The sequence below is a fragment of the Pedobacter sp. ASV12 genome, assembly GCF_016429155.1.
In the GTDB taxonomy this organism is placed as follows: Bacteria; Bacteroidota; Bacteroidia; order Sphingobacteriales; family Sphingobacteriaceae; genus Pedobacter.
Genome location: NZ_JAELUC010000026.1, coordinates 1 through 23722, shown reverse-complemented (window position 1 = coordinate 23722; position 23722 = coordinate 1). Strand labels below are relative to the sequence as shown.

General features: G+C 43.9%; 22 protein-coding genes and 1 other RNA gene. 11 read left to right on the top strand and 12 right to left on the bottom strand.

Going from position 1 to position 23722, the window contains the following annotated elements:
* The first annotated feature begins 21 nt into the window (after nucleotides 1–21).
* Nucleotides 22–1116: a serine hydrolase domain-containing protein gene (locus JHD69_RS08640; RefSeq protein ID WP_199139360.1), complete on the top strand. Its 1095-nt coding sequence runs from the start codon at nucleotides 22–24 to the stop codon at nucleotides 1114–1116.
* Here the strand turns inward: JHD69_RS08640 and JHD69_RS08635 are convergent, their stop codons facing one another.
* Both JHD69_RS08635 and JHD69_RS08630 read right to left on the bottom strand, forming a co-directional pair.
* A complete protein-coding gene (locus JHD69_RS08635; protein ID WP_199139358.1) occupies nucleotides 1117–1833 on the bottom strand; it encodes a L,D-transpeptidase family protein in 717 nt (238 codons plus the stop codon).
* An 8-nt stretch (nucleotides 1834–1841) separates the two neighbouring features.
* Nucleotides 1842–2177, bottom strand: a complete 336-nt coding sequence (locus JHD69_RS08630; RefSeq protein ID WP_199139355.1) for a MerR family transcriptional regulator — start codon at nucleotides 2175–2177, stop codon at nucleotides 1842–1844.
* A 118-nt stretch (nucleotides 2178–2295) separates the two neighbouring features.
* On the opposite strand from JHD69_RS08630, the gene alaS reads away from it, so the two are divergent.
* Nucleotides 2296–4971, top strand: coding sequence for an alanine--tRNA ligase (gene alaS, locus JHD69_RS08625; protein ID WP_199139353.1), 2676 nt, complete (start codon nucleotides 2296–2298; stop codon nucleotides 4969–4971).
* 203 nt (nucleotides 4972–5174) lie between these two features.
* On the opposite strand, the gene JHD69_RS08620 is transcribed toward alaS, so the two are convergent.
* Nucleotides 5175–5666: a hypothetical protein gene (locus tag JHD69_RS08620; protein WP_199139351.1), complete on the bottom strand. Its 492-nt coding sequence runs from the start codon at nucleotides 5664–5666 to the stop codon at nucleotides 5175–5177.
* 18 nt (nucleotides 5667–5684) lie between these two features.
* Nucleotides 5685–6143, bottom strand: a complete 459-nt coding sequence (locus JHD69_RS08615) for a hypothetical protein (RefSeq protein WP_199139349.1) — start codon at nucleotides 6141–6143, stop codon at nucleotides 5685–5687.
* A gap of 141 nt (nucleotides 6144–6284) precedes the next feature.
* On the opposite strand from JHD69_RS08615, the gene gatB reads away from it, so the two are divergent.
* The 5 genes from gatB (at nucleotide 6285) to JHD69_RS08590 (ending at nucleotide 12433) form a co-directional block, all read left to right on the top strand.
* Nucleotides 6285–7748, top strand: coding sequence for an Asp-tRNA(Asn)/Glu-tRNA(Gln) amidotransferase subunit GatB (gene gatB, locus JHD69_RS08610; RefSeq protein ID WP_199139347.1), 1464 nt, complete (start codon nucleotides 6285–6287; stop codon nucleotides 7746–7748).
* A 1-nt stretch (nucleotide 7749) separates the two neighbouring features.
* Nucleotides 7750–8859: a TlpA disulfide reductase family protein gene (locus tag JHD69_RS08605; RefSeq protein WP_199139345.1), complete on the top strand. Its 1110-nt coding sequence runs from the start codon at nucleotides 7750–7752 to the stop codon at nucleotides 8857–8859.
* A 103-nt stretch (nucleotides 8860–8962) separates the two neighbouring features.
* Nucleotides 8963–9652, top strand: a complete 690-nt coding sequence (locus tag JHD69_RS08600) for a response regulator transcription factor (RefSeq protein ID WP_199139343.1) — start codon at nucleotides 8963–8965, stop codon at nucleotides 9650–9652.
* A 181-nt stretch (nucleotides 9653–9833) separates the two neighbouring features.
* Nucleotides 9834–10556: an RluA family pseudouridine synthase gene (locus tag JHD69_RS08595; RefSeq protein WP_199139341.1), complete on the top strand. Its 723-nt coding sequence runs from the start codon at nucleotides 9834–9836 to the stop codon at nucleotides 10554–10556.
* A gap of 86 nt (nucleotides 10557–10642) precedes the next feature.
* Nucleotides 10643–12433, top strand: coding sequence for a chloride channel protein (locus JHD69_RS08590; protein WP_199139339.1), 1791 nt, complete (start codon nucleotides 10643–10645; stop codon nucleotides 12431–12433).
* An 87-nt stretch (nucleotides 12434–12520) separates the two neighbouring features.
* Here JHD69_RS08590 and JHD69_RS08585 read toward each other — a convergent pair whose 3' ends face one another.
* Nucleotides 12521–13924, bottom strand: a complete 1404-nt coding sequence (locus tag JHD69_RS08585) for a sigma-54-dependent transcriptional regulator (protein WP_199139337.1) — start codon at nucleotides 13922–13924, stop codon at nucleotides 12521–12523.
* Nucleotides 13925–13982: 58 nt separating this feature from the next.
* An RNA gene (rnpB, locus tag JHD69_RS08580) (RNase P RNA component class A) lies at nucleotides 13983–14357 on the bottom strand.
* 52 nt (nucleotides 14358–14409) lie between these two features.
* On the opposite strand from rnpB, the gene JHD69_RS08575 reads away from it, so the two are divergent.
* Nucleotides 14410–15618 (top strand): hypothetical protein, encoded by a 1209-nt coding sequence (locus JHD69_RS08575; RefSeq protein ID WP_199139335.1) that lies wholly within the window; start codon nucleotides 14410–14412, stop codon nucleotides 15616–15618.
* Between the two features lie 37 nt (nucleotides 15619–15655).
* On the opposite strand, the gene JHD69_RS08570 is transcribed toward JHD69_RS08575, so the two are convergent.
* The 6 genes from JHD69_RS08570 to JHD69_RS08545 form a co-directional block, all read right to left on the bottom strand.
* Nucleotides 15656–16078 (bottom strand): c-type cytochrome, encoded by a 423-nt coding sequence (locus JHD69_RS08570; protein ID WP_199139334.1) that lies wholly within the window; start codon nucleotides 16076–16078, stop codon nucleotides 15656–15658.
* A gap of 1 nt (nucleotide 16079) precedes the next feature.
* Nucleotides 16080–16733 carry an SCO family protein gene (locus JHD69_RS08565; protein WP_199139333.1) on the bottom strand — a complete coding sequence of 218 codons (654 nt, stop codon included), beginning with the start codon at nucleotides 16731–16733 and terminating at the stop codon, nucleotides 16080–16082.
* Between the two features lie 70 nt (nucleotides 16734–16803).
* On the bottom strand, nucleotides 16804–17784 hold the full coding sequence (locus tag JHD69_RS08560) for a hypothetical protein (protein WP_199139332.1): 981 nt from the start codon (nucleotides 17782–17784) through the stop codon (nucleotides 16804–16806).
* Nucleotides 17774–18805 (bottom strand): cytochrome-c peroxidase, encoded by a 1032-nt coding sequence (locus JHD69_RS08555; RefSeq protein ID WP_199139331.1) that lies wholly within the window; start codon nucleotides 18803–18805, stop codon nucleotides 17774–17776. Before JHD69_RS08555 ends, JHD69_RS08560 begins: the two co-directional genes overlap by 11 nt.
* A gap of 3 nt (nucleotides 18806–18808) precedes the next feature.
* A complete protein-coding gene (locus JHD69_RS08550) occupies nucleotides 18809–19582 on the bottom strand; it encodes an MbnP family protein (RefSeq protein WP_199139330.1) in 774 nt (257 codons plus the stop codon).
* Nucleotides 19583–19718: 136 nt separating this feature from the next.
* Nucleotides 19719–20096 carry a hypothetical protein gene (locus tag JHD69_RS08545; RefSeq protein ID WP_199139329.1) on the bottom strand — a complete coding sequence of 126 codons (378 nt, stop codon included), beginning with the start codon at nucleotides 20094–20096 and terminating at the stop codon, nucleotides 19719–19721.
* Nucleotides 20097–20263: 167 nt separating this feature from the next.
* Between JHD69_RS08545 and JHD69_RS08540 the strand changes: the two genes are divergently transcribed.
* From JHD69_RS08540 to JHD69_RS08530, 3 genes are all read left to right on the top strand, one after another.
* Complete coding sequence (locus tag JHD69_RS08540; RefSeq protein ID WP_199139327.1) at nucleotides 20264–22258, top strand: beta-mannosidase; 1995 nt, start codon at nucleotides 20264–20266, stop codon at nucleotides 22256–22258.
* Between the two features lie 214 nt (nucleotides 22259–22472).
* Complete coding sequence (locus tag JHD69_RS08535) at nucleotides 22473–22832, top strand: hypothetical protein (protein ID WP_199139325.1); 360 nt, start codon at nucleotides 22473–22475, stop codon at nucleotides 22830–22832.
* Nucleotides 22833–23182: 350 nt separating this feature from the next.
* Nucleotides 23183–23722: hypothetical protein (locus JHD69_RS08530; protein ID WP_199139323.1), on the top strand; the 540-nt coding region annotated here is incomplete at its 3' end.

The following is a 23722-nucleotide window of genomic DNA, read 5'->3' as shown; positions in this document are numbered from 1 at the left end:
GATTTTGGCATCTTTATAGTAATGAAAGCATTTAAAATCTCCCTGCTCTGCTTGCTTTGCCTTGGTGCGCTGCAAGGCAAAGCCCAATACAACTTTAGTAAGGTAGACAGTTGGCTTGATGCCAATGTAGACGATCTTGGTGGCCGTGCCTTCATCATGGTTTATAAGGACGGCAAGGTGATCTATTCCAATTCGGCCAACCAGCAAAACCTAAGGCAGAAAATAGCCACACGCATGATGGCGCGCAAACAAAACCTCACCGTTGGTAATGGCGATTACAATGCCCAAACCCAATTGCCCATTGCCAGTTGTAGCAAGTGGCTCAGCGCCGCCTTGGTCATGACCTTTGTTGACGAAGGCAAACTTAAGCTAAGCGATACGGTAGGCCGGTTTTTGCCGGTATTGAGTCAGAACGGAAAGGGGAACATTACCATTAGCCAATGCCTTTCACACCTCACGGGCATCAAAGCTACTGCTTTACGGGATGACCTTGCGGAGATGAGAAAAGCCAACAGTATGGATGAAACTATCGCCTTTATTGCGGCTTTACCCATGGAGGGTCAACCCGGCAAAGTATTTCATTACAGCAATGTTGGTTTGCAAATAGCAGGGGCTGTGCTGGAAAAAATAAGTGGCAAGAGCTTCGAATCCCTGTTTCAAGAACGAATTGCGCGGCCTTTAGGCATGCAACATACAAGTTATGGCCAGAAAAAGGTGGTTTTGCCCGCAGGTGGCGCCAGCAGTACCGCCGAAGATTACAGCAGCTTTTTGACCATGATCCAAAATAAAGGACTGTACAAGGGCAAAAGGATTTTAAGCGAAGCCAGCATTGCCCAGATGCAGGTAAACCGTATAACGCCCGATGTAAAAGTAGCTTATACCCCTGCAGAAGCTGGCACCGGTTTGGGTTATGGCTACGGCGAGTGGGTAACCAAAAGCTCAACCTTGGCCAATTTGAGCCCTTATGTCAGCAGTCCGGGTTTGTTTGGCAGTTTTCCGTTATTGGAGAAGGACCATGGCTACATCGCCGTTTTAATGACTTACAACCTGAAAAATAAAGGCAGGCAAGCGCAGTACGAAACCCTGAGGCAATTGATTAATGAAGCTGTAAAATAGTTATTTCTTGATTTCAATGGGCGTATCTTGGTAAACCAATTCCCTAAATTGGGCCATGTCGGCATTGCTCAAGGCTACGCAGCCATTGGTCCAGTCTTTTTTCTTTTTTTCGCCTTTAGAAGTGCCGTGCACCATGATGTTGCTGCCCGGTGTTAGTCCCTTGGCTTTGGCCCTTGCCGAATCGATTTTGTTAGGGTAGGAAATGTGGAAAGAATGAAAGGTAGAACTGTTCCATTTTTGCCAGTCCAGCGTATATGTTCCTTCAGGCGTACGGCCATCGCCTTCATATTCTTTTTGGCCTACCGGATTAGGGCCGAGCGCAACAGGAAAGGTTTTTATGGTTTTGCCGTCTTTTAGCAAATACATCTTTCGCTCGCTTTTAACCACCAGTACCTTATTCACCTGATCGCGGCGCCTAAAGTTTTCTTCTGCTAGGGCGATGGCTTCTTCGTAGCTTTTTTTCATTCCCCATTTTAATATCGACTTCACAGAGAAGAGTATCTTGAGGTACTTCTTGGTTTGGCCCGTCGTGTCGCCGGTTATTTTTTTATAAGCTAAATAATCGGCTAAATCGCCTTGCGTAACCACAATGTTTTGCTGTTTGGCAAAGGTTGATGAGGTATCGGCAAATAAAACCTTGGCCCTCGGGTCGTTTTGGGCACCAGAATGGCACGAAACGCATAAGACTGCTATCAAAAACAAAAGGTACCTGAGCATGGCGGTTATTAGATTTCTTCGTTCAATTTAAGCAAAAAATCTTTCAGGCGTTCTAAAGAGGCAATGACCTTCTGGTTTTCCTTCACGTCGCTGCTGTTGTTTTTGAGGTGTTCTTTGGCCCCTTTTAGGGTAAAGCCTTTTTCGTCTACCAGGTGGAAGATGATCTTCAGGTTTTCAATATCTTCAGGTGTAAAAAGCCGGTTTCCCTTCTTGTTTTTCTTGGGCTGCAGCACGTCGAATTCCTTTTCGTAGAACCTGATTTGCGAAGCATTTACGCCAAACATTTCGGTAACCTCGCCCATGGTATAATACATTTTATTGATTTCTCTCTCTTTGTACGGCATGTTCTAAACTGATAATGAGTAATTTGTGGCTTTTATTTGAAGTGCTCAAATGTAAAGGGATTTTAGTAGAATACCGCAATAAAATTTTAATTTTGTTCTCCTAAATTTTCTACACGAGATGACAGCAAAAGAAATAAGACAAACCTATCTGAGTTTTTTCAAAAGCAAACAACATCATATTGTTCCGTCGGCGCCCATCGTGGTTAAAAACGATCCAACCCTCATGTTTACCAACGCCGGCATGAACCAGTTTAAAGATTTGTTTTTGGGCGAGGCTGCCATCAAATATCCGCGCGTTGCCGATACCCAACGCTGTTTACGCGTTTCGGGCAAGCACAACGATTTAGAGGAGGTGGGTATCGATACCTACCACCATACCATGTTCGAAATGCTGGGCAACTGGAGCTTTGGCGATTATTTCAAAAAAGAAGCCATTGCCTGGAGCTGGGAACTGCTGACCGAAGTCTACAAAATTCCGAAAGACCAATTGTACGTGTCTATTTTTGAAGGCGATGAGAAGGAAGGCCTGCCACGCGATACAGAAGCTTACGAGCTTTGGAAGCAATATGTACCCGAAGACCGCATCATTTTAGGCAATAAGAAAGATAATTTCTGGGAAATGGGCGATACAGGGCCTTGCGGACCTTGCTCAGAAATCCACGTCGATTGCCGCAGTGCCGAAGAACGTATGGATGGCAAGGGCAAAGACCTTGTTAATGCCGACCATCCCCAGGTTATCGAAATCTGGAACAATGTATTTATGCAGTTTAACCGCTTAAAAGATGGTTCGTTAAAGCCGCTTCCGGCACAACATGTAGATACCGGAATGGGTTTTGAGCGTTTGGTGCGCGTGCTGCAAGGCAAATCGTCAAACTACGATACCGATGTTTTCCAGCCATTGATCCAGTTTGTGGCCGATAAATGTGGTATCGCCTATGGCAATGCCGAACAAACCGATATCGCCATGCGCGTAATGGCCGATCATATCCGTGCCATTTCTTTTGTTATAGCCGATGGCCAATTGCCATCAAACAACAAGGCAGGCTATGTGATCCGTCGCATTTTGCGCAGGGCCGTTCGCTATGCCTATACATTCTTAAACCTTAAGGAGCCTTTCCTTAACCAATTGGTACCCGTATTGGCCGAACAGTTTAAGGGTGTTTTTGATGAGCTTTACCTGCAAAAAGACTTTGTACAAAAAGTGGTTTTAGAAGAAGAGGTTTCCTTCTTGAGAACTTTGGAAAGAGGATTAAATCTATTTAGTAATTACGTTTCTAATAAATTTGACCCTAGCAAAACTTATGCATTTTCGCCAGAAATAGGTATAATAGATGAAAAAATAAAAGAGGGAATGATTCCTGGGAGCTTTGCTTTCTTACTTTATGATACTTTTGGCTTTCCGATCGATTTAACCGAACTCATGGCCAGAGAAAAGGGCTGGTCGGTAGATATGGAAGGCTTTAACAAAGCCCTAGAAGCGCAAAAGAACCGGTCGCGTGCGGCAACCGCCATCGATACCGAAGATTGGGTCATTGTTAATGAAGGCAACGACACCGAATTTGTAGGCTACGACGATTTTGAGGCCGAAACCGAAATTTTAAAATACAGAAAGATCAATGCCAAAGGCAAGGAGCAATACCAGATCGTGTTGCGCCAAACGCCATTTTATGCCGAAAGTGGCGGTCAGGTAGGCGATACCGGTCGTTTGGAAGACCACAGCCGCCTGTTTTCGGTAGCCATTACCGACACAAAAAAAGAAAACGGCATTGTTGTGCATTATGCCGATACCTTGCCAACCGATGTAGAAGGCAGGTTTTGGGCTGTAATTGACGAAGACAAACGCGCTCTGACGGAAGATAACCACTCGGCTACGCACTTGTTGCACGCCGCGCTTAAAAAAGTATTGGGTACACATGTAAACCAGAAAGGAAGTTTGGTCAATGCTGATTACCTGCGTTTCGATTTTTCTCATTTTGCCAAAATCAGCGACGAAGATTTGCAGGCCATAGAGCATATCGTAAATGGAAAAATAAGAGAGAACATTGTGCTTAAAGAGCAAAGAAACGTACCTTACGATGAGGCCATTAGTTCGGGCGTAACGGCGCTGTTTGGCGAAAAATACGGCGATTTTGTACGGATGATTACCTTCGATGACCATTTTTCAAAAGAGCTTTGCGGCGGTACGCACGTAAAGGCCACCGGACAGATCGGTTATTTCAAAATTGTGTCAGAAAGCGCCGTAGCGGCAGGTGTTCGTCGTATCGAGGCCATTACGGCTGCCAAGGCTGAAGAATTTATCGTTAACCAAAGCAAGGAAATTAATCAGTTAAAGGGGCTTTTAAAGGGCAACCAGAGCATGAGCGCTGCGGTGCAGGCCTTGATCGAAGAAAATGCCAGGTTGAAAAAGGAGGTTGAGAAAAACATTTTGGCCAAAGCCGGCGATATGAAACAAGACATCGCAGCCAAAGCTGAAAACATCAACGGAGTTAATTTCATTGCAGCGCATGTAGATTTGCCCAACGCGGAAGCCGTAAAAAACCTGGCTTTCGAAGTAAAAGCCATGGTGCCACATCTTTATTTGGTGTTAACTACGCTGATTGATGCCAAGCCCGGTATTACCGTCATGATTTCGGAAGATACCGTAAGTGAACAGCTAAACGCAGCCAAAATTGTACGCGAATTAGGCAAGGAAATCCAGGGCGGCGGCGGCGGGCAACCGTTTTATGCAACTGCAGGTGGTAAAAATGCCGAAGGATTAGAGCAAGTATTAATTAAGGCCAAAACCTTTTTATAAAATAACCCAACAGTCGAAGGCCTCTTTTTTCGTGTACTATTTTTATTTGCTCGACATATTGAGTAAATTACAAATCATGATAAAAGTATTGAAATACAGATGTTTATATATTTTTTTGGGTATATGGCCTTCGCAATTGTGTTAACCAGCATATAAATCAAAAGGGCTTCAATAATTTGAAGCCCTTTTGATTTGATTTAGGGTTAATGTTTGCCTTTGCCATGGCTTTTTCCATGTCCATTGTTTCCGTTGCCATAAAGCTTTTTGGCTTGTCCGGGAGGCATACCATGCGGATGTCCCTTTACTACGTAGTACTTTTTGTCGTTGCTGTTTCTGATGACCATTTGTCTGCCACCCCAGTTTTTGTACTTCACATATTTAACCCGGTCATCGTTAAAGTTTAAGTAAGGCCTGTCTCTGTTAATGACTACCTTATAGCCATTATAAAGATCGTAATTGTTATATCGGGCAGGTAAGGCAGTACTGAAGATCCAGCGACCACCATCCAAATAAACGAATTGGCGCTTAGGTACGTAATAGTAACTCTCTATATCGGGCAAATAGTAATATTCGGCATAATCATAGCCCGTTGGGCCCCATAAAGGTTGCGAGCCGATATTGATGTTTACGTTTATCTGTGCCTTGGCGCTTACTGATGCAATTCCGAGCATGAGCAAGAATATTAGCTTTTTCATGATTGTTCTATTTAAAGATTAGTGTCTATGGCCTTTGCCGCCTCCATGGTTGCCACGGCCGTGTTTGTCGAACCTTTGCTCGTGTCTTTCGTAGCTAACGCTACGGTATTGTGGTCGGCCGAATGCCGAATGCCTGGCTACTGGCCTCGAATAATTTGTATAAACACGGCGTTCTAAATAAGGACGTGGCCTATTGATGACTATTTTTCTGGCATTGTAAAGGTTATAGCTGCTGTACCTGCTAGGCAAATAAGCTCTATGCACCCATCTGTTTCGTTCCAGGTAAACAAACTGGCGGGTTGGTACATAATAGTAGCTGTTGATTTCTGGCAGGTAATAGTAATCTACATAATCGTAGCCTCGAGGACCCCATTGTGGCTGTGCGCCAATGTTGATGCTTACGCTAACTTGTGCTTTTGCAGGTTGGTACAGGGCACTGGCCAAGCCAACTGCTGCGATTAGGATGAACTTTTTCATAATTTTCGATTTTGCGTGTACCAACGTAAATCCAATTCTGTGCCACAACCAGAATATTACCTTATTTCAATAAAATTGATACATTTTTCATTTATATTTGGCAAGCATTCAATGCCCATTTAAACAGAAAATTGCCTATTAATGAGTACAAAAACTGCCACGAAAAGTGTAAGCTATGAATTGGTTTCTGGACTGGAAATCCATGTACAGTTAAATACACAATCTAAGATCTTTTCATCAGATAGTGCTGTTTTTGGGGCTGGTCCGAACCAGCATATTTCGGCAGTTTCCTTGGCTTTGCCGGGCGCTTTGCCCAAGCTCAACAAAGAGGTAGTGGCCAAAGCCATCAGGATAGGCCTGGCGCTCAATTGCCAGATCAATCAATACAATTTCTTCGATCGCAAGAATTATTTCTATGCCGATTTGCCCAAGGGCTACCAGATTACTCAGGATAACAGTCCGATTTGTAAAAATGGCCATCTGGATGTGGTATTGGCCAATGGCGAAGAAAAACGTATTGGCATCAATCGAATCCACTTGGAAGAAGATGCAGGAAAAAGCCTGCACGATCAGGATCCGCAGTATTCTTATGTTGATCTGAATAGGGCAGGCGTACCGCTGATCGAAATTGTAACCGAACCTGATGTGCGTTCGGCAGAAGAGGCGGCGACCTTGCTAACCGAAATCAGGAAACTGGTGCGCCACCTGGATGTGAGCGATGGCAATATGGAAGAAGGTTCCCTGCGCTGCGATGCCAATATCTCTATCCGCAAAAAAGGAGAAAACAGTTTTGGAACACGGTGCGAAGTAAAAAACTTAAATTCAATACGTAATGTGCGCCGGGCCATGGATTTTGAATTTGGCCGTCAGGTTGAGGTGCTTAAAGCCGGCGGAGTCATTAAGCAAAGCACCTTGAATTTTGACGCAGATGCGGGTACTACTTCGCCGATGCGTACCAAGGAAGAAGCCAACGACTACCGTTATTTTCCCGATCCAGACCTGCCTCCTGTAGTCATTTCCGACGAGTGGCTTAGCGAAATCAAGGCCAATATGCCTGCTTTGCCCAACGAAATAGCCAAACGGTTGATGGCCGAACTTAACCTGAATAAAGCCGAAGCCAACATGCTGGCCGAAGACAGCGAGCTGTTGCAGTATTTTGAACAGGGCAGGGCCACGGTCAATCAGCCCAAAAGTTTAATCAATTGGTTGCTTGGCGCCATCAGGTCTTTGCTAAGCGAACAGGAGATTGGTATAGCCGATTATCCGGTAATGCCCCAGCAACTGGCGCAGGTAATTAACTTGGTTGATGCCAAAAAAATCAGTCAGCAAAATGCCTTACAGCAGTTATTGCCGGCCTTGGCCAAGCAGCCGGGTCAGGATGCAACCAACCTTGCCGAACAGCTCAATTTGCTGATCGTTGAAAATACCGACGAGCTGAACCGGTTTATCGAAGAAGTATTGGCCAAATATGCACCACAGGTACAGGCATACAAAACCGGTAAAAAAGGCGTTTTAGGATTGTTTGTTGGCGAGGTCATGAAATTGGCCAAAGGAAAGGCAGATGCCAAGAAAATCAATGACCTTATTATAGAAAAATTAAAATAACATGAAGAAATTAAGCTACGTCTTGGGTTTAGCCCTGGCCTTAACCGCCTGTAAAGACAATACCAAGTTTGTAATTGATGGGAAGATAGAAAACCCGGGAGCCGAGAAAAAAGTATTTCTCTATGGCATGGGCGACAATAACATGAAAGTGCTGGATTCGACCACGCTTTCCGAAAAAGGAGAATTCAAATTCAGCAGCGTATCGCCCGAAGCCAACTTTTTTAGGGTAAACATCGGTACCAGCGAATATATTTTGGTAGCCAAGAATGGCGATAAAGTTGATTTTAAGGCCGATTTGAACAATCAAAAGCACGATTATACCATGAGTGGCGCAGAAGATGCCGATAAGCTGATGGAATTTAACAAGCTAAAAACAAGCTATAGCGACAAAATAGAAGTCATTAAAGCCGATTTTGAGAAAAAAGTGGCCGCCAATCCGGCCGAGCGCGAGGCTTTGGTAGCGCAACTTTCGCCAGTATATATGAAAGCGGTTGATGATTTGAACAAGGCGATCGTAAAGTTTGCTTTAGACAATACCAAATCGCTGGTAAGTTTTTATGCCATCAGCCTGATCAATCCAACCGGAAACGAAGATTCGATGGTTGCCTATGCTGAAAAGGTTGACGAAAACCTGAAAAAGAACAACAGTGCAGTTAAAAACTTTGTTGAGAAGGTAAGCAAGCTCAAAGCCGTACAGATAGGGCAGCAAGCCCCTGATTTTACTATTAACGGGTTAGACGGCAAGCCTGTGCATTTGGCCGATTTTAAAGGAAAATATGTATTGCTCGATTTCTGGGCATCGTGGTGCGGACCATGCAGGAACGAAAATCCAAATGTGGTTAAAGCCTACAACAAATACAAAAACAGGAACTTTACCATCTTGGGCATTTCCCTCGATAAGGACAAGAGCGCTTGGGAACAGGCCATTAAACAAGACGGGTTGACTTGGAACCATGCCGGCGAATTGAAGGATTTTGAAGGTCCAACGGTAAGATTGTACCAAGTAGAAGCCATTCCAAGTTCGTTCCTTTTAGATCCCAATGGCAAAATCGTGGCCAAGAATCTCAGAGGCGAGGAATTGGATGCTTTCTTAAACAAAACCTTACCTTAAGCCTAAATCAATGTTAAAAATATTACATGTATTAACAATTTGTTAACTTCGCTTTAACGTTGTAGTACAATTGTATTCTTACTTTCGTAATAAAAAATAAACGATGAGTACAGCCAAACAAAAGATATTAATTGTTGATGATGAGCCGGATATTTTAGAGCTGATCGAATATAATTTAAAGAAGGAAGGGTACCAGGTATTTTTAGCAAGCAACGGCCAAGATGGCATTTCAGTAGCTAAAAAGGTACACCCCGATTTGATTATCCTCGATATCATGATGCCTAAAATGGACGGGATTGAGGCTTGCCGTTTAATGCGGGCCATTCCGGAATTCAAAAATACTTTTATGGTGTTTTTAACTGCGAGAAGCGAAGAATACTCAGAGATTGCTGGTTTTAACGTAGGTGCCGACGATTATATTGCCAAGCCGATTAAACCAAGGGCTTTGGTGAGCCGTATCAATGCCATATTGCGCAGAAATGCCAGTGGCGACGAGGTTTCTGATAACAAAGTAGAAATTGGCGATTTGGTGATCGATAGAGAAGCCTATTTGGTATTTAAAGATGGCGAAAAGGTAATCTTGGCCAAAAAGGAATTCGAATTGTTGTACCTGTTGGCCTCTAAGCCAGGCAAGGTTTACACCCGCGAGGCTATTCTGAAAAACATTTGGGAAGATTCGGTGGTGGTAACCAACCGCACCATCGACGTGCATATCCGTAAATTGAGAGAAAAATTAGGCGAGAACTATGTAGCAACCGTAAAAGGGGTGGGCTATAAGTTCGAACTTTCTTAAGGCATAACATATTTTGTAATGAAAAGCCTTGGCCTTAAAGCCAAGGCTTTTTTGTTTTCCATTATGGTGAACAGGAATAACAAAGCCTATTTGAAAGAGGGCATGCCAACGAATGAACCAAAGCCCAATGAGCCAATGAACAGATAAAATTCGTACTTTTGCAGAAATATTCAATTACTGAGTGAAATATCCTGCATTTAAAGACCTGATCCTTTTTGAAAACGATGATTACATCGTGGTAAATAAACCTCCGTTTATAGCTTCGCTTGACGAGCGCAGCGCGGCCGGCGAAATCAACATTTTGCGCATGGCTAAGCAATACGTAGACGATGCGCAGGTTTGCCATCGACTGGATAAGGAAACTTCAGGTGCCATTGTTATCGCCAAGCACCCCGAGGCCTACCGGTCGCTTTCTATGCAGTTTGAACGCAGAAAGGTAAACAAGATTTACCATGCCGTAGTCGATGGGCAGTTTCAGTTCGATAACCTTTTTGTCGATTTGCCTATTTTGAACGACGGCAATAAAAACGTAACCATCGATAGGCAAGAAGGCAAGCGTGCCGAAACCTATTTCAACTCTTTAAAATACTATAAGCATTACACTTTGGTAGAATGTAAGCCGGTTACCGGCAGGATGCACCAGATACGCATCCACCTGGCTACGCAGCGTGCGGCCATTTGTGGCGATTCCATGTACCGTGGCAAACCGGTATTTCTATCGAATATTAAAAAAGGCTACCGCTTGGCCAAAGACGAAGAAGAACAGCCCATTATGAAGCGTTTTGCGTTGCATGCAAAGCAGATTACCTTTAAGGGCTTAGACGGTCAGGACATTACGGTAGAGGCGTCCTATCCAAAAGATTTTGCCACGCTGTTGAAGCTGCTCGATAAATTCGACGCGTAAAAAAAAATATGGTAAAAATAGGCTGTCAGTAGATGGCTCTATCATACGCTCTATATTTATTTGATAACCCAAATCAACCTTATCTGATGTATGCAGGATTTATAACCAATATTAATCGGCTTAATGAGTATAGAAAAAGCAAAATCTCCAACAGGAATTTCCTGGTTGTTGCGGCCCTGATCGTTGGCGTTTTGGCCGGCTTGGCAGCGGCGCTGCTCAAAACGATTACCCACCATATCGAAAAATTTTTGCAAACAGACCTGCATTGGCAATACAAGTACTATTTATACTTGCTGTTTCCCCTAATCGGTATTTTTCTTTCGGTGGCTTATGTACGCCGCTTTATCAGAAAAGGCAAGTTCGAAACCGGTTTAACGCCATTGCTGTATACCATTTCCAGAAATTCGAGCAAGTTGGAGCTCCATAATTCCTATTCGCAGATTATTACCGCGGCGTTAACCGTAGGTTTTGGTGGTTCTACCGGACTGGAGGCGCCTATCGTAACCAGTGGTTCTACCATAGGCTCGGCAGTGGGCCGTTTTTTAGGCCTTTCTTACCGCGAGATTACGCTTTTGCTGGCTTGTGGCGCAGCAGGGGCCATAGCAGGGGCTTTTAACAGCCCCATTGCGGGAATTGTATTTGCCATAGAAATCCTATTGCCCGAATTCACCATTCCGGCGTTTATACCTTTGCTTTTATCGGCGGCTACGGCAGCGGTTGTGGCCAGGTTCTTTTACAACGAACAATTGTTCTACCTGGTAACCGAAGGCTGGGAGGTAAACGCATTGGGGTTTTATGTGGTTTTGGCAGGCCTGATCGGCTTGTTCTCAATTTATTTTGGCAAGGCCAATTATGCCATCAAGGGCTTTTTCTATAAAATCAAGCATCCCTACAAAAAGGTGGTTATTGGCGGATTGATGCTGGGTGCCTTGGTCTTTCTGTTCCCAACCTTATACGGCGAAGGCTATATTACCATCAAAAGCCTTTTAAAAGGCGATACTACAGCGGTGATCAACAACAGTATATTTGCCGATTATAGTGTTTTTCCGGCCGTTATTCTTCTTTTTACAGTCGTTACCGTATTTGCCAAGTCGGTGGCTACGCTGGTTACTTTGGGGGCTGGCGGCAATGGAGGTATTTTTGCACCTAGTTTGATTATCGGCGGATTGATCGGCTTTAGTGTGGCCTTTAGCATCAATACCTTGGGGATAGCCCAGGTAAACACTGCCAATTTTATTGTAGCTGGCATGGCGGCATCGTTGGGGTCGATTATGCATGCGCCTTTAACAGGTATTTTTTTGATTGCCGAAATTACCGGAGGCTATGTGCTGATGGTGCCTTTAATGATTACTACGGCTATTGCCTATCTCATTAACCGCAGTGCCAATAAGTATTCTATTTATACCAAGCCTTTGGCTGATAAAGGCCAGCTTTCGCACCACGAAGACAAAGACACTACGGTATTGAACATGATGAAATTGCGTTACCTGATCGAAAAGGATTACCTGGTGTTAAAGCAGGGCGATTTGATCAAAGAAAGGTTGGGGGAAGTGCTGCAATCGAAGCGCAACCTGTTTCCGGTAGTTGATGCGCATGGAAAACTCTTTGGCTTGCTGTATGTGGAAGATATCCTGAAGGTAGCTATTGGACAATCTATAGACGAAACCTTAACTATTGACGAACTGGTACGGCCCGCACCACAATTATTGCCCATTGATGCCGATATGAAGCAGGTGCTTCAGCTGATGGAAAATGAAAACCTGTGGATTTTGCCAGTAGTTGACCGCCAGGAACAATATATTGGCTTTGTTTCTAAAACGGCCATATTCAATAAATACAGGGCCATGTTGAGCCGTCAGGCCGATTATTTAAGTTAACAGGAGCTAAGCTAAAGCGGCCAAAATAAAAAAGCCAGTAATTTTAAATTTAAAACTACTGGCTTTTGACTTCGGACTAATGCTTGTTTATTCGCTTCTTTTTAAGCCGAATTTTTCAATTTTGCTATAGAGGTGACTTCGTTGGATTTCGATGTCGTCGGCTGTTTTAGAAACGTTCCAGTTGTTTTTTTCCAGCTTGAACTTGATAAATTCTTTCTCGGCGTGGTCTTTATAATCCTGAAAGTTCGAAAACTTGTCGTAATCTATTGCCGAGCCTCCATGCGTAGCGGTGACGTGTCCATTGCCGTTTGCGGCGCCTATATTGGTGCCTCCAGTGGGGTTGGCAAAGGCCACAACATCATTCTCGGTGATGACTTTATCGCTTAAGATGATCAAACGCTCAATCATGTTGTGTAGTTCGCGTACGTTACCGGTCCATGGCAGGCCTTTAAGCGCGTTCATGGCGGCATCGTTTATTTTCTTTACCGGCATACCGTAGTCGTTGCAGATTTCTTCTAAGAAGTGTTGTGCAATAACCGGAATATCGTCGGTACGTTCTGTTAGGTGCGGTACGTGGATATTGATTACGTTGAGGCGGTGGTAAAGGTCCATCCTAAAATTGCCGTCTTCAATTTCTTTTAAGAGGTCTTTGTTGGTGGCGGCAATTACGCGTACGTTTACATCCAATTCTTTTTCGCCTCCCACACGGGTTATTTTATGCTCCTGCAGGGCTCGCAATACCTTGGCTTGTGCCGAAAGGCTCATGTCGCCGATTTCATCTAAAAACAAGGTGCCACCATTGGCCAGCTCGAATTTGCCGATACGTTGTTTAACGGCAGAAGTAAACGAGCCTTTCTCGTGGCCAAACAATTCGCTTTCGATGAGCTCTGAAGGTATAGCCGCACAGTTCACCTCAATTAAAGGGCTTTCTGCACGGTTCGATTTTTCATGGATCCATCTCGCCACCAGCTCTTTTCCACTTCCGTTGGCACCGGTAATCAATACGCGGGCTTCGGTAGGGGCTACACGGTCGATGGTTTCCTTGATGCGGCTGATGCTTTCAGAATCGCCAAGAATATGACGGGTTTTGCTTACTTTTCGCTTTAAAACCTTGGTTTCGGTAACCAAAGTACCGCGGTCTAAGGCATTGCGAACCGTAATTAAAAGCCTGTTAAGATCAGGTGGTTTGGACACAAAGTCGAACGCGCCTTTTTTGCTGGCTTCTATGGCTGTTTCTACGGTTCCATGGCCAGATATCATGATAAACGGCAGGTCTGGCTTTAAGGCAAGCGCATTTTCAAGCACTTCCATACCGTCCATTTTGTTCATTTTGATGTCGCAAAGGACAAGGTCGTAGTTGTTCTTTTTGATGAGATCCAGTCCGTCTATGCCGTTGTCTATATCGTCAACGTCGTAGCTTTCGTATTCCAAAATTTCGCGCAAGGTACTCCTTATCGCCCGCTCATCATCAATTATCAGCAATTTTGCCATAGGTGTGTTCTTCTTTTTAACTTTTCGCTAATATATTGTTTTTATTTAATCGTCAAATAAAAAATGCAAACCGGTAAGCCGGGTTCTGTCCCCGATAAATCGGGTTTCTATCATTAATCTAGTATAAATGTTGCCATTTATCTCTAACGACCTACCCACTAACATCAGGCGAGCAGCCCTACATGCGTTAGCCTATTTGGTCTTTCAACTCCCGGGGTTTACCAAAACGCTAATCACTTAGCGAGCTCGTGAGCTCTTACCTCACGTTTTCACCCTTATCCCGATCAGATCGGGACGGTATATTTTCTGTGGCACTTTCCGTCACTCAGGTCTTCAATCCCAAGTTCCTTCCCGTTAGGAAGCGAGATGCTCTATGTTGCCCGGACTTTCCTCCTTTCTATTTAACTAGAACGGCGATAGAATGGTTTGCATTTATGCAAAGATAACCATTATATTTAATGATAATATCATAACGCTCATCCCAAATGGAAGGTTTAGCCACTGAAAAAGCCAAATTGGCTTCGCAATCCAATACCGTCTCGCCACAGCACAGCACCAATGGAGCCTATCTGGTTGATAACAGGCCAAGTTCTGGCCATGCGGTTATACAGAGGGTTAAGGGCCTCGAAAAGGGAAAGCATGTGCAGGTAAATAATGGTAAAGTACCTTGGTACGGACAGATTGTTGACGTTAAAGGCGATAAATATGTGATACGTTTAGGTGGTGGGGGCGAACACGATCTGCACGAAGTTGCACAGGAATACGTAGAGCTTCACCCCATTTTTGCGGCCATGAGCAAGAAGAGAACCTTGGATCTTGATGGGCAGCATGGCACTAATTCGCCTGGAAACGTGAAATCGTTGGCCCAAGGTTTAGATTACCAGAAGCAGTTGGCTGGTGGTGGCGATGCCACGCAGTATAGCGGACCTGGATTTTATTATTTCCCGAAAACGGCTTCGATGGACAAAGATGCCAAGGGATATGGCCATAGCCATAAGCTGGATATCTATACAACCGGTCTCCATGCGGAAACCCAGTTAAATGATGATTCATCGGAGGTTTTAAGAGACAGTGCCAGCTTGAAAACCGGTTTAAGAGGCTTGCAGGCCCGTACATTGGAGCTAACCTCGACTAATCATCCGATGAACATGTGGACCCATCGCGATAGCGATCAAGGAACAGAGAAAGTAATCAGACCTCATCTTTATGATCGTGGAGAGCTGATCAACGCCCTAAAAGTGGCGGCTGCGTTGCCGGTAGCTGGTCATGCCAAGGATTATTTGGACAGCAGGAAAAAACATGATGAAGAGTTTTCGCTCAGATTGAACGACGAGGGTACTGCTTATGGAAATAGTGAAGCACCCGCAGATGACGTAGAGAAGATGGATCTAGCCGGAAACCATAGGTTTGCGGATTGGGAGAATGAAAATAGGCCTGGCCACTTCATTATAGAAAAGAAGTATGGCGATTTAAAAATGCCTTATGCCGTTTTTAAAGTGTTGGTTAATGTAGCCGAATTTGATTTTAAGGCCCGGCCACACGATCCATCAAAAGCCTCAGTTCCTCAGGTCATGAGTGTGGGTGATAGCCTTGGCGAATCTATCCTGCCTTCAAAATCGGAATTGGATGCTATTATTAAGGCCGCGGTAAAGGCCAATCCCAATTGGTATCATGCAGATGACCATGAAAAATAATAACACTTGCTAAGCTTTTAAAACTTAGCAAGTATGATTATTTACAGTTCTGCAGGTCGGCGGTAACCTTTTGGTAATCGTACATGCCTTGGTTGTTGCCAAACGAGTTAGTAATGTAAACTATCACCTGCGCCAAATCGATATCGTGCAGGTTCGAAAAATCGGGCATTTTGCCTTGGTAAGCTTTGCCGTTGATGGTCATAGCTTCGTTGGTGCCGTTTTTGATGATACAGGCCAGTTTAGCCTTGTTTTGTTTTAAAAACACGGTATCGGTTAATGGTGGTGCCAGTTGGCCCAAACCCTCGCCGTTTTCGCCATGGCAGTTTTGGCAATAGGTTTTATACAGATCCTTGCCGTTGGACATATACTTGGCTTTTTCTATTTCGCTGGCATCTTGGCAGGAATAAACGATAGCGGCTACAGTAAGCCAGAAAACGGTAAATAGAATGGTTTTACGCATGTTATTCTTTTTCGGCCAATAAAGTAGCAATGTCTTTTTTCAGCTTTTCTACCTCTTCGGTTTTCGTGCCGTCGTAAGCGCCCCGCATGCGTTTGTGCTTGTCGACCAATACCAGCCAACCTTGGTGGATGTAGCCGTCTTTGGCCGTGCTGTCTTCTTGTACGGCTACCAGGTAATTATGTTCGGCCAGGTGATAGATTTCGTCTTTGCTGCCATAAACAAAAGTCCATTTTTGGGTATTTACACCCAGTTTTTCGGCATATTTTTTCAATACCGAAGGTTTATCGTATTTAAAATCAATGGTATGCGACAAGAAAGCCACTTCGGGATTGTCTTTGTAGGCCTCGTAAACTGTTTTAAGGTTACGGTGCATGGTTGGGCAAATGGTAGTGCACGAGGTAAAGAAGAAATCGGCCACATAAATTTTATCCTTAAACTGGTCTTGCGTAATGACTACACTGTCCTGGTTAAGCAATTTGAAATCAGGAATGGTTTGGTATACGGTATCTATGCTTTCGTGGCCATCTTTGTCCTTGATCACCTTTGCTTCCCGCTGACCATAAAAAGGCAATTTCTTATTGTTGTTGCAGGCGGCTAAGCCAAAGGCAAGTGCTATAGAAAAACCTGCAATGGCGATGTTTTTAAATTTGATCATGATGATTAAAATTTAGTTTACAAACATACGCTAAACGTGTAAGATGTTTAGCGTATGCCTGACGATTTGTTTAAGATTTTAATAAATAATACAATTGGTTGATGTTATAGGTAATGCCCAAGTAAATCTTGGCTGCGCTTTGTGGATGGTCGGTTTTGGCCTGCCACATATTGGTTTGCATGCCCAGGTTCAACGCAATATTTTTGTAGTACAGGTCGGCGCCGATGCCGCCCATCAGGTTGTTCATTTCGTGCTCTCCGGTTTTGATGCCCTTATAGGTTTCGCCGGCCGAATTTTCGTAGAAGAACTGTACCGATGGCATAACCTGCCAGTTTTTGCTCAACTTTTGGGTATAAAAGAAGTTGAGAAAAGTAGTACTGCTATTGGCAATTCCTTCGCGTTCGCTGTTTTCTCCATTTATTTTGTACGAAGTATTCAGGCTCATGCCGAATTTTTTGAAGCCCAACAGGTAATTGGCGTAAATAAAGCCATCGGTACTGCCAGTCCCGGGTTGCATCAGGGCCGAATAACGGATACCGTCTAAGGTCTTGATGTTGTTTTTCCCGGTAGGCAACTTGAGGCCTGCACCTACAATTAAGCGCTGGTTAAGCACAGGCTGATCCAGTTTTCTGATCAGGTGATAACCCGCATACAGGTTGATGTCGCCCATGCCCGAAATGGAAGAAGTATAGCCATTATAGCGCTCGCTGTTCGAATTGTAGGGAATGATGGCATTTAATTCGATACGTTTGTGCAAAAAATAACGGCCTCGCAGTTCCATGGTGCGGTATGCTTCATAATCTTCCGGATTGTTGTTGTGACCGGTTAACGGTTGACTTCTGTCGTCTTTCGGCATAAAGAAACTGCTTCCCCGTGGAAAAAACTGATGGCTTTGGCCCCGATAACCGTTAAATGAACGGTAGCGGTACAGCAAGCCAAAACTGCTCTGGTTATCGTAAGGCGTTAGCCCCATAAAGCAGCCGCAGATATCGCAGGCAAAAGCACTGGTGCTGCTCAGACATAAGGCGAGAAGCAGGAATTTACTCCTCACTAAAGATTTTATTTTTGATGAATTCATCGTCGCTTAGTGTTTTTAGAAAAGAAATGATTTGTTGTTTTTGCGTAGTCGACAGGGCCATACCCGTTTTGAGCAAAGGATCTAAGTTTGGCACCCGTTGTATGCCGCTGTTATAGTGTTCCAAAACCTTTTCTAGGGTGTTGAAACGGCCATCGTGCATGTAAGGCGCTGATAACTCGATGTTTCTCAAGGTTGGAACCCTGAATTTGCCTTTGTCGCTCTCCAATCCGGTAATAATTTTACGCCCTTCGTCGGCACTGTTTATATCCAGGCCATTGCTTCGGTAGCTGAGGTCGGTAAACAAAGGCTCTTGATGGCAACTGGCACATTTAGCCTTAAATAGTTCGTAACCCTGTTGCTCGTCGGCTGTAAAGGCATATTGTTGTGGATTGCGCATGATTTTGTCGTACTTGCTGTTGGCCGATACCATTGTTGCCGTAAATTGAGCAAGGGCTCTTAACAGGTTTTGCGAAGTGATAGAATTTTGCCCAAAAGCATCGGTAAAAAGCTGTGGATAAGGGTTGGTTCCCTTCAAAAAGCTCACAATGGTATTCAGATCGGTTGCCATTTCGCAGGCATCGGTAATGGCGTTTACAGGTACAATTTCGAGGTTTTTGGCGCCACCATCCCAGAAAAATTCTTTTTGCCAAGCCAAGTTGAACAACACCGGTGCATTGCGTTTGCCTAAACAATTGTTTACGCCATGGCTTACATTATGGTCAAGCTGGGCAAAAGCAGCAAACTGCTGATGGCAGCTGCCACACGATACGCTTTTATCGGCCGAGAGCCTGACGTCGTAAAACAGCTTTTTGCCTAATGCAAATGCCTTGTTGCTCAAAGGATTGCCCTCAAAGTTGTAGGTTGGCGAAGGGAAATTGGCCGGCTTTACAAAAACGATTGGTTCTTCTGCCGGTTTGCTGGCTTCCCGTTTGCTGCAGGCATAAAGCAGCACCAAACCCGCTAGCAGGCCAAGATATATTTTAATATGCTTCATAGCCTAGTTATGGATATGGTCTAACTGAAATAGGCCATCTGCATAATTATCGGCTACAATAACCGAGTTGGCACCACCCATGGTAAAGTTAAGGTTGCCGAATTTGATGTTTTGTTTGCCGGTAAATAAACTGGCCACATTAACTTTAAAATGGAGCTGTGGTTTTTTGTCTGCCCTGATCCTCAGTGGATTGGCTGCGCTAAACGAGGTGCTGAACGTTCTGATGGTGTTATTCGGGTCCACAATGCCTCCGATGTGGAAAGTAAGGCTTTTATTGGTTGCGGTCGATTGTGGCGAAGTGCCCTCAAACTTAACGAAGATATAGCCGCTGTTCCAGGTCCAGAACATGCCTAGTGCCGGATCTAGGGCGCCGGTTTGCGCACCAGCCAGGTTTCTTTCCTTGTCTACGCCGATGAGGAAGGAAATTTTGGTATAATCGCCGGCAGGGACGTTGTTAAGGCTGTTGAGCAGGCTTGCGGGTTTAGAAGCATCAACCAGCATATAGCTTTCGGGTGCACTGTAAACCGAGCCGTCGGCTTTGGTCAGTTTGATGTTGCTGACGTAATATTTGAATACCGACACATTAAAGCTGTCGCCATTGGCATTGGTGTAGTTTTGGGTTTCCAATACAAGCGGATTGCCGTTTACGACGTTGTCGAACTCGAGGGTAAAAGCGCCTTTTTCGTCAGCTGGCGTAACGGTTTCGTTTTTTTTGCAAGAAGTTAATACAAGGGTAAAAAGCGCAACAAATGCGATGGATATATTTTTGATATTCATTTTTTAAAAGTTAATAAGGTTAAGGCATGAAATGCCCATCAATTGAGTTGTAAAATCAATAGGTAGCATGGGCTAGTTGCATAGCAAAGCCATCTCGCCAAAACGGGCGACTGCAATTAGCCAGAAAATGATGGGATTAGCCCAACTGGGGCGGATGGAAGATGGATACAGCCGTTTGAATAGGCTTTTTCTGCAAATAGTTAGGTACGGCCGTGGCCAAACGAACTTCTACAACCGGCGCTAAAAAAGCAACAGTTTCTGGAGCCAGGCTTTCGATCATCCTTTTTAGGGTTTCCTGATCCTGCTTGTTCTTTTGCTCCAGTTCTTTCAATTTAATGTCCATAAAACACTTACCCTCACAGTGCAGTTCGGGCTTGTCTTTGTTGGTACATAAAACGGAGGAAATGTAGGCCTTGTTAAAGGCATAAGAAGTGGCCAACAGCCAATAGTTGAAGCAGTTGGTGCTTATACCAACGACTAAAAAAATTGCGATGAGTTTTCTGTAGCCAGCCATTGGGCGCAAAAATAGGAATTAATTCGTTGCTAAGCCATAAAAAAATGGATGTTTTTGAGGTGGTTTGCAATACATGTATTTGGGTTCCCGTCCGGCCATCAAACCTTAAGCCATCTAGTAGTTTAACCTTTGTCATAAATCTCCAGAATTTTGCCATCTTTAAGGCTATGAAAAACAAGTACACCCAATTTGCTTTGATGTTGCTCCTTGCGTTTTTTGTTTGCAGGGCAGATGCACAGGTAATTGTCCAAAAACTCAATGCCAACTGGCAGTTTCAGGAGCAGGATGAGGCCAAATGGTACCCGGCAAAGGTTCCGGGCGAAGTGCATACCGATTTGTTGCGCAACCAGCTCATTCACGATCCCTTTTATCGTGACAATGAAAAAAAGGTACAATGGGTAGAGCGAGAAAATTGGGATTACAAAAGCAGTTTTGGGGTTGAGGCGCGGGTTTTCGGTCAAAAGCAGATCGAGTTGGTTTTTGATGGCTTAGATACCTATGCTGATGTATATTTAAACGGAAAACTTATTTTGCAGGCCGATAACATGTTCCGCCAATGGCGTATAGACGTTAAAAAATGGCTCAAGGCTAAAGATAATCAACTGCGCATTAGGTTTTATTCGGCCCAGAACAAAGTCGATTCGATGGCCAAAGCCGATTTGCCTTTTGTTATTCCAGACGATCCGCGGGCCTATGTGCGCAAGGCCCAATTTCATTTTGGCTGGGACTGGGGTCCGAAGCTGACCGGTTGTGGCATTTGGAAAGAAGTTCGCCTGGAGGCCTATAACCAAAAACCTGCCGAAAAGCCTTTTGTGGCCCCGGTTCAGGTAGAATTGGTTCAAAAACCGGACGATAAAGGCAGTTCGTTCTATTTCAGCATCAACGGCAAGCCAACCTACATGAAGGGGGCCAATTACATTCCCTCGGATGCCTTTGTAACGCGGATGAAAAAAGCTGATTACCGAAAAATGCTCATGATGGCCAAAGATGCCCATATGAACATGTTGCGCGTTTGGGGAGGTGGCATTTACGAATCAGACGATTTTTATAACCTCTGCGATTCGCTGGGCATTTATGTTTGGCAGGATTTTATGTTTGCGGGTACCATGGTGCCGGGCGACAAGCATTTTATCGATAATGTGCGGGAAGAGGTGAAATATCAGGTAAAGCGGCTGAGGCATCATAAAAGTATTGTGGTATGGTGTGGCAACAACGAAATTGACGAAGCTTTTAACCGTTGGGGTTGGCAAAGCCAGTTCAGGCTACGGCCAAAAGATTCGGTTAAGCTTTGGCAGGATTATACCCAGTTATTCAGAGACAGCATTCCGAAATGGATTAAGGAAGCGGGCGATGCAAGGCCTTATGTCAGTACCTCGCCAAAATATGGCTGGGGTGTTAAAACCAGCATTACCGAAGGCGACAGCCATTATTGGGGCACTTGGTGGGGTGGCGAAGATTTTGAAGTGTTTGAAAATAAAACCGGCCGTTTTGTAAGCGAATACGGCATGCAGGCCATGCCCAACTATTCAAGTATCCTGGCCTTTACGCAACCGCAAGACAGGTATTTGGCCTCTGATGTGATGCAAAGCCACCAAAAGGCGGGAAATGGCTATCAAAAATTGAACGGCTACCTCAAAAATTACATGATCGATGAAAGTCGGATTGGTAAATTGTCGGTGGAGGATTATACCTACCTGACCCAATGCGTGCAGTATTATGGCTTTAAAAACATGATTTTGATCCACCGGAGCAAAGAACCTTATAACATGGGTACTTTGCTGTGGCAATTGAACGATTGCTGGCCAGTAGCCAGTTGGAGCATTACCGATTACTACCACCGTGCGCCCAAAGCGGCCTGGTATGCCGTAAAAGAGGCTTATCGCGACGATGTGAGGCCAGCCAGAGATACCGTTAGGCCTAAAGATTTAAAATTGAGCGATCCACAAATCACGTATCGGGTTAAGGGCAACCAGATCGTGCTAAGAGCCAAGGCCTTTGCCAAATATGTTTTTGTAGATATAGCAGGCTATACAGGCAAATTGAGCGATAACTATTTCGATTTGGAACCTGGTAAAGAAAAGGTCATCACCTTCGACGCGAAGGATTTGGTTGGTCAAAAGCCTGTTGTAAAGATCAAATCGCTTTGGGAAGTGGTGAGGTAATTTGTTAATCCTCCTCATCGTGGTCTTGAACACCGACGCAGGGTCTGTCTCGATTGAGATCCACATTGACTATTAATATGATTATAAAAGATTGCCCGAATGCCAACTCATGCACAATATATTTGTCTATATTTAAATATAAATTTAAGCGATGCGGTTCACTCTTCTCATGGTATGCTGTTTGTTTTGTTTGGCAAGTTTCGGACAAACAAAATTGATTTCTTTTAAAAGTCACAGTGGCAACAGCCGAAATTTTAGAACTACAGTTGAAAAGGATCTTTTTGATATTGGGAGGTCTAATTTTGGAATTGTAGAAAGAAACATCAATAGGATAGATACTGTTGTAAAGAAGAATAATAAGCTGATTGTTTTTAAAAGCGAAACCAAAGAAGTAAACGGAAGGGTGTGGCGGACCGCTTTTAAAAAAGATACCTTAAGCCTGTCGAAAACTTTTTTGGAGATAAAGAGCATCGATTCGCTAAAAAATGCATTAAAGAAGAAATACGTTGGCTACCTGGTCAATAACCTACAATTTATAGATCTTGACAAAGAGAATAAGCTAAACAAAAAGTAGGGCAAGGGGATATGAATGCTTTTAAAAAAGGCTTTACAGAGATATTGGCTTTGTTTTCTTTACTGGCATTTGTTTTTATTCCCTTAACTTTTAACGGTAAGGATTTTCAGTTCCGCCTTACACTGTTTTTATTTCAAAAGTCTGTAGAACTTATACAGGAACAGCTATTCGCAAATGGAATCAGAAATATAGATTTTTCTTCTGATACGATAGGGCTTAATCTTTTATTGCTCTTGCTTTTTTTGCTGGCAATAATTGTAGTTGTTGGGCAAAAGCTGCTAAAAATAAAAACTTCTGTTTTTGTACGCCTATTTTATGCTTGCTCGCCTTACTACATAGGCCTTGTTTTATTGAAATACGGAATTGATAAAGTGCTGTTGCAACAATTTTCTACACCAGAAGCCAACATCCTTTACACGCCTTTTGGCAATTTAGACAAGGATATTTTGTTATGGAGTACCTTTGGCACTTCTAAATTTTATAACGTTGCCATAGGATTTGTTGAAGTTTTTGTAGCCCTGCTTTTATTTTTTAGAAGCACCAGGCTTGTTGGCTTCTACATGTCGCTTGCTTTATTTTTAAATATCTGCATCATTAATTTTGGTTTTGACATATCGGTTAAAACCTTTTCGTTGTTTTTACTTTTGGTAATTACGATTAATATTTCACCATCGCTTAAACAGGTATATGCCTTTTTTGTAAGGCAGCAATTCGTTCAGCTCAAATCAGATCAGGAGGCTTTAAAACTACCTTATCATCACTTTGTCAAGCCTGTTTTATTGTTGTGCATTGGCTGGTATATCCTATCGCCCATAGCATGGGCTTTTAACAGTAGCACTCAACTAAGCCCTTTTAACGGAGCCTATGAGGTCTGTCTCTTATACACATCT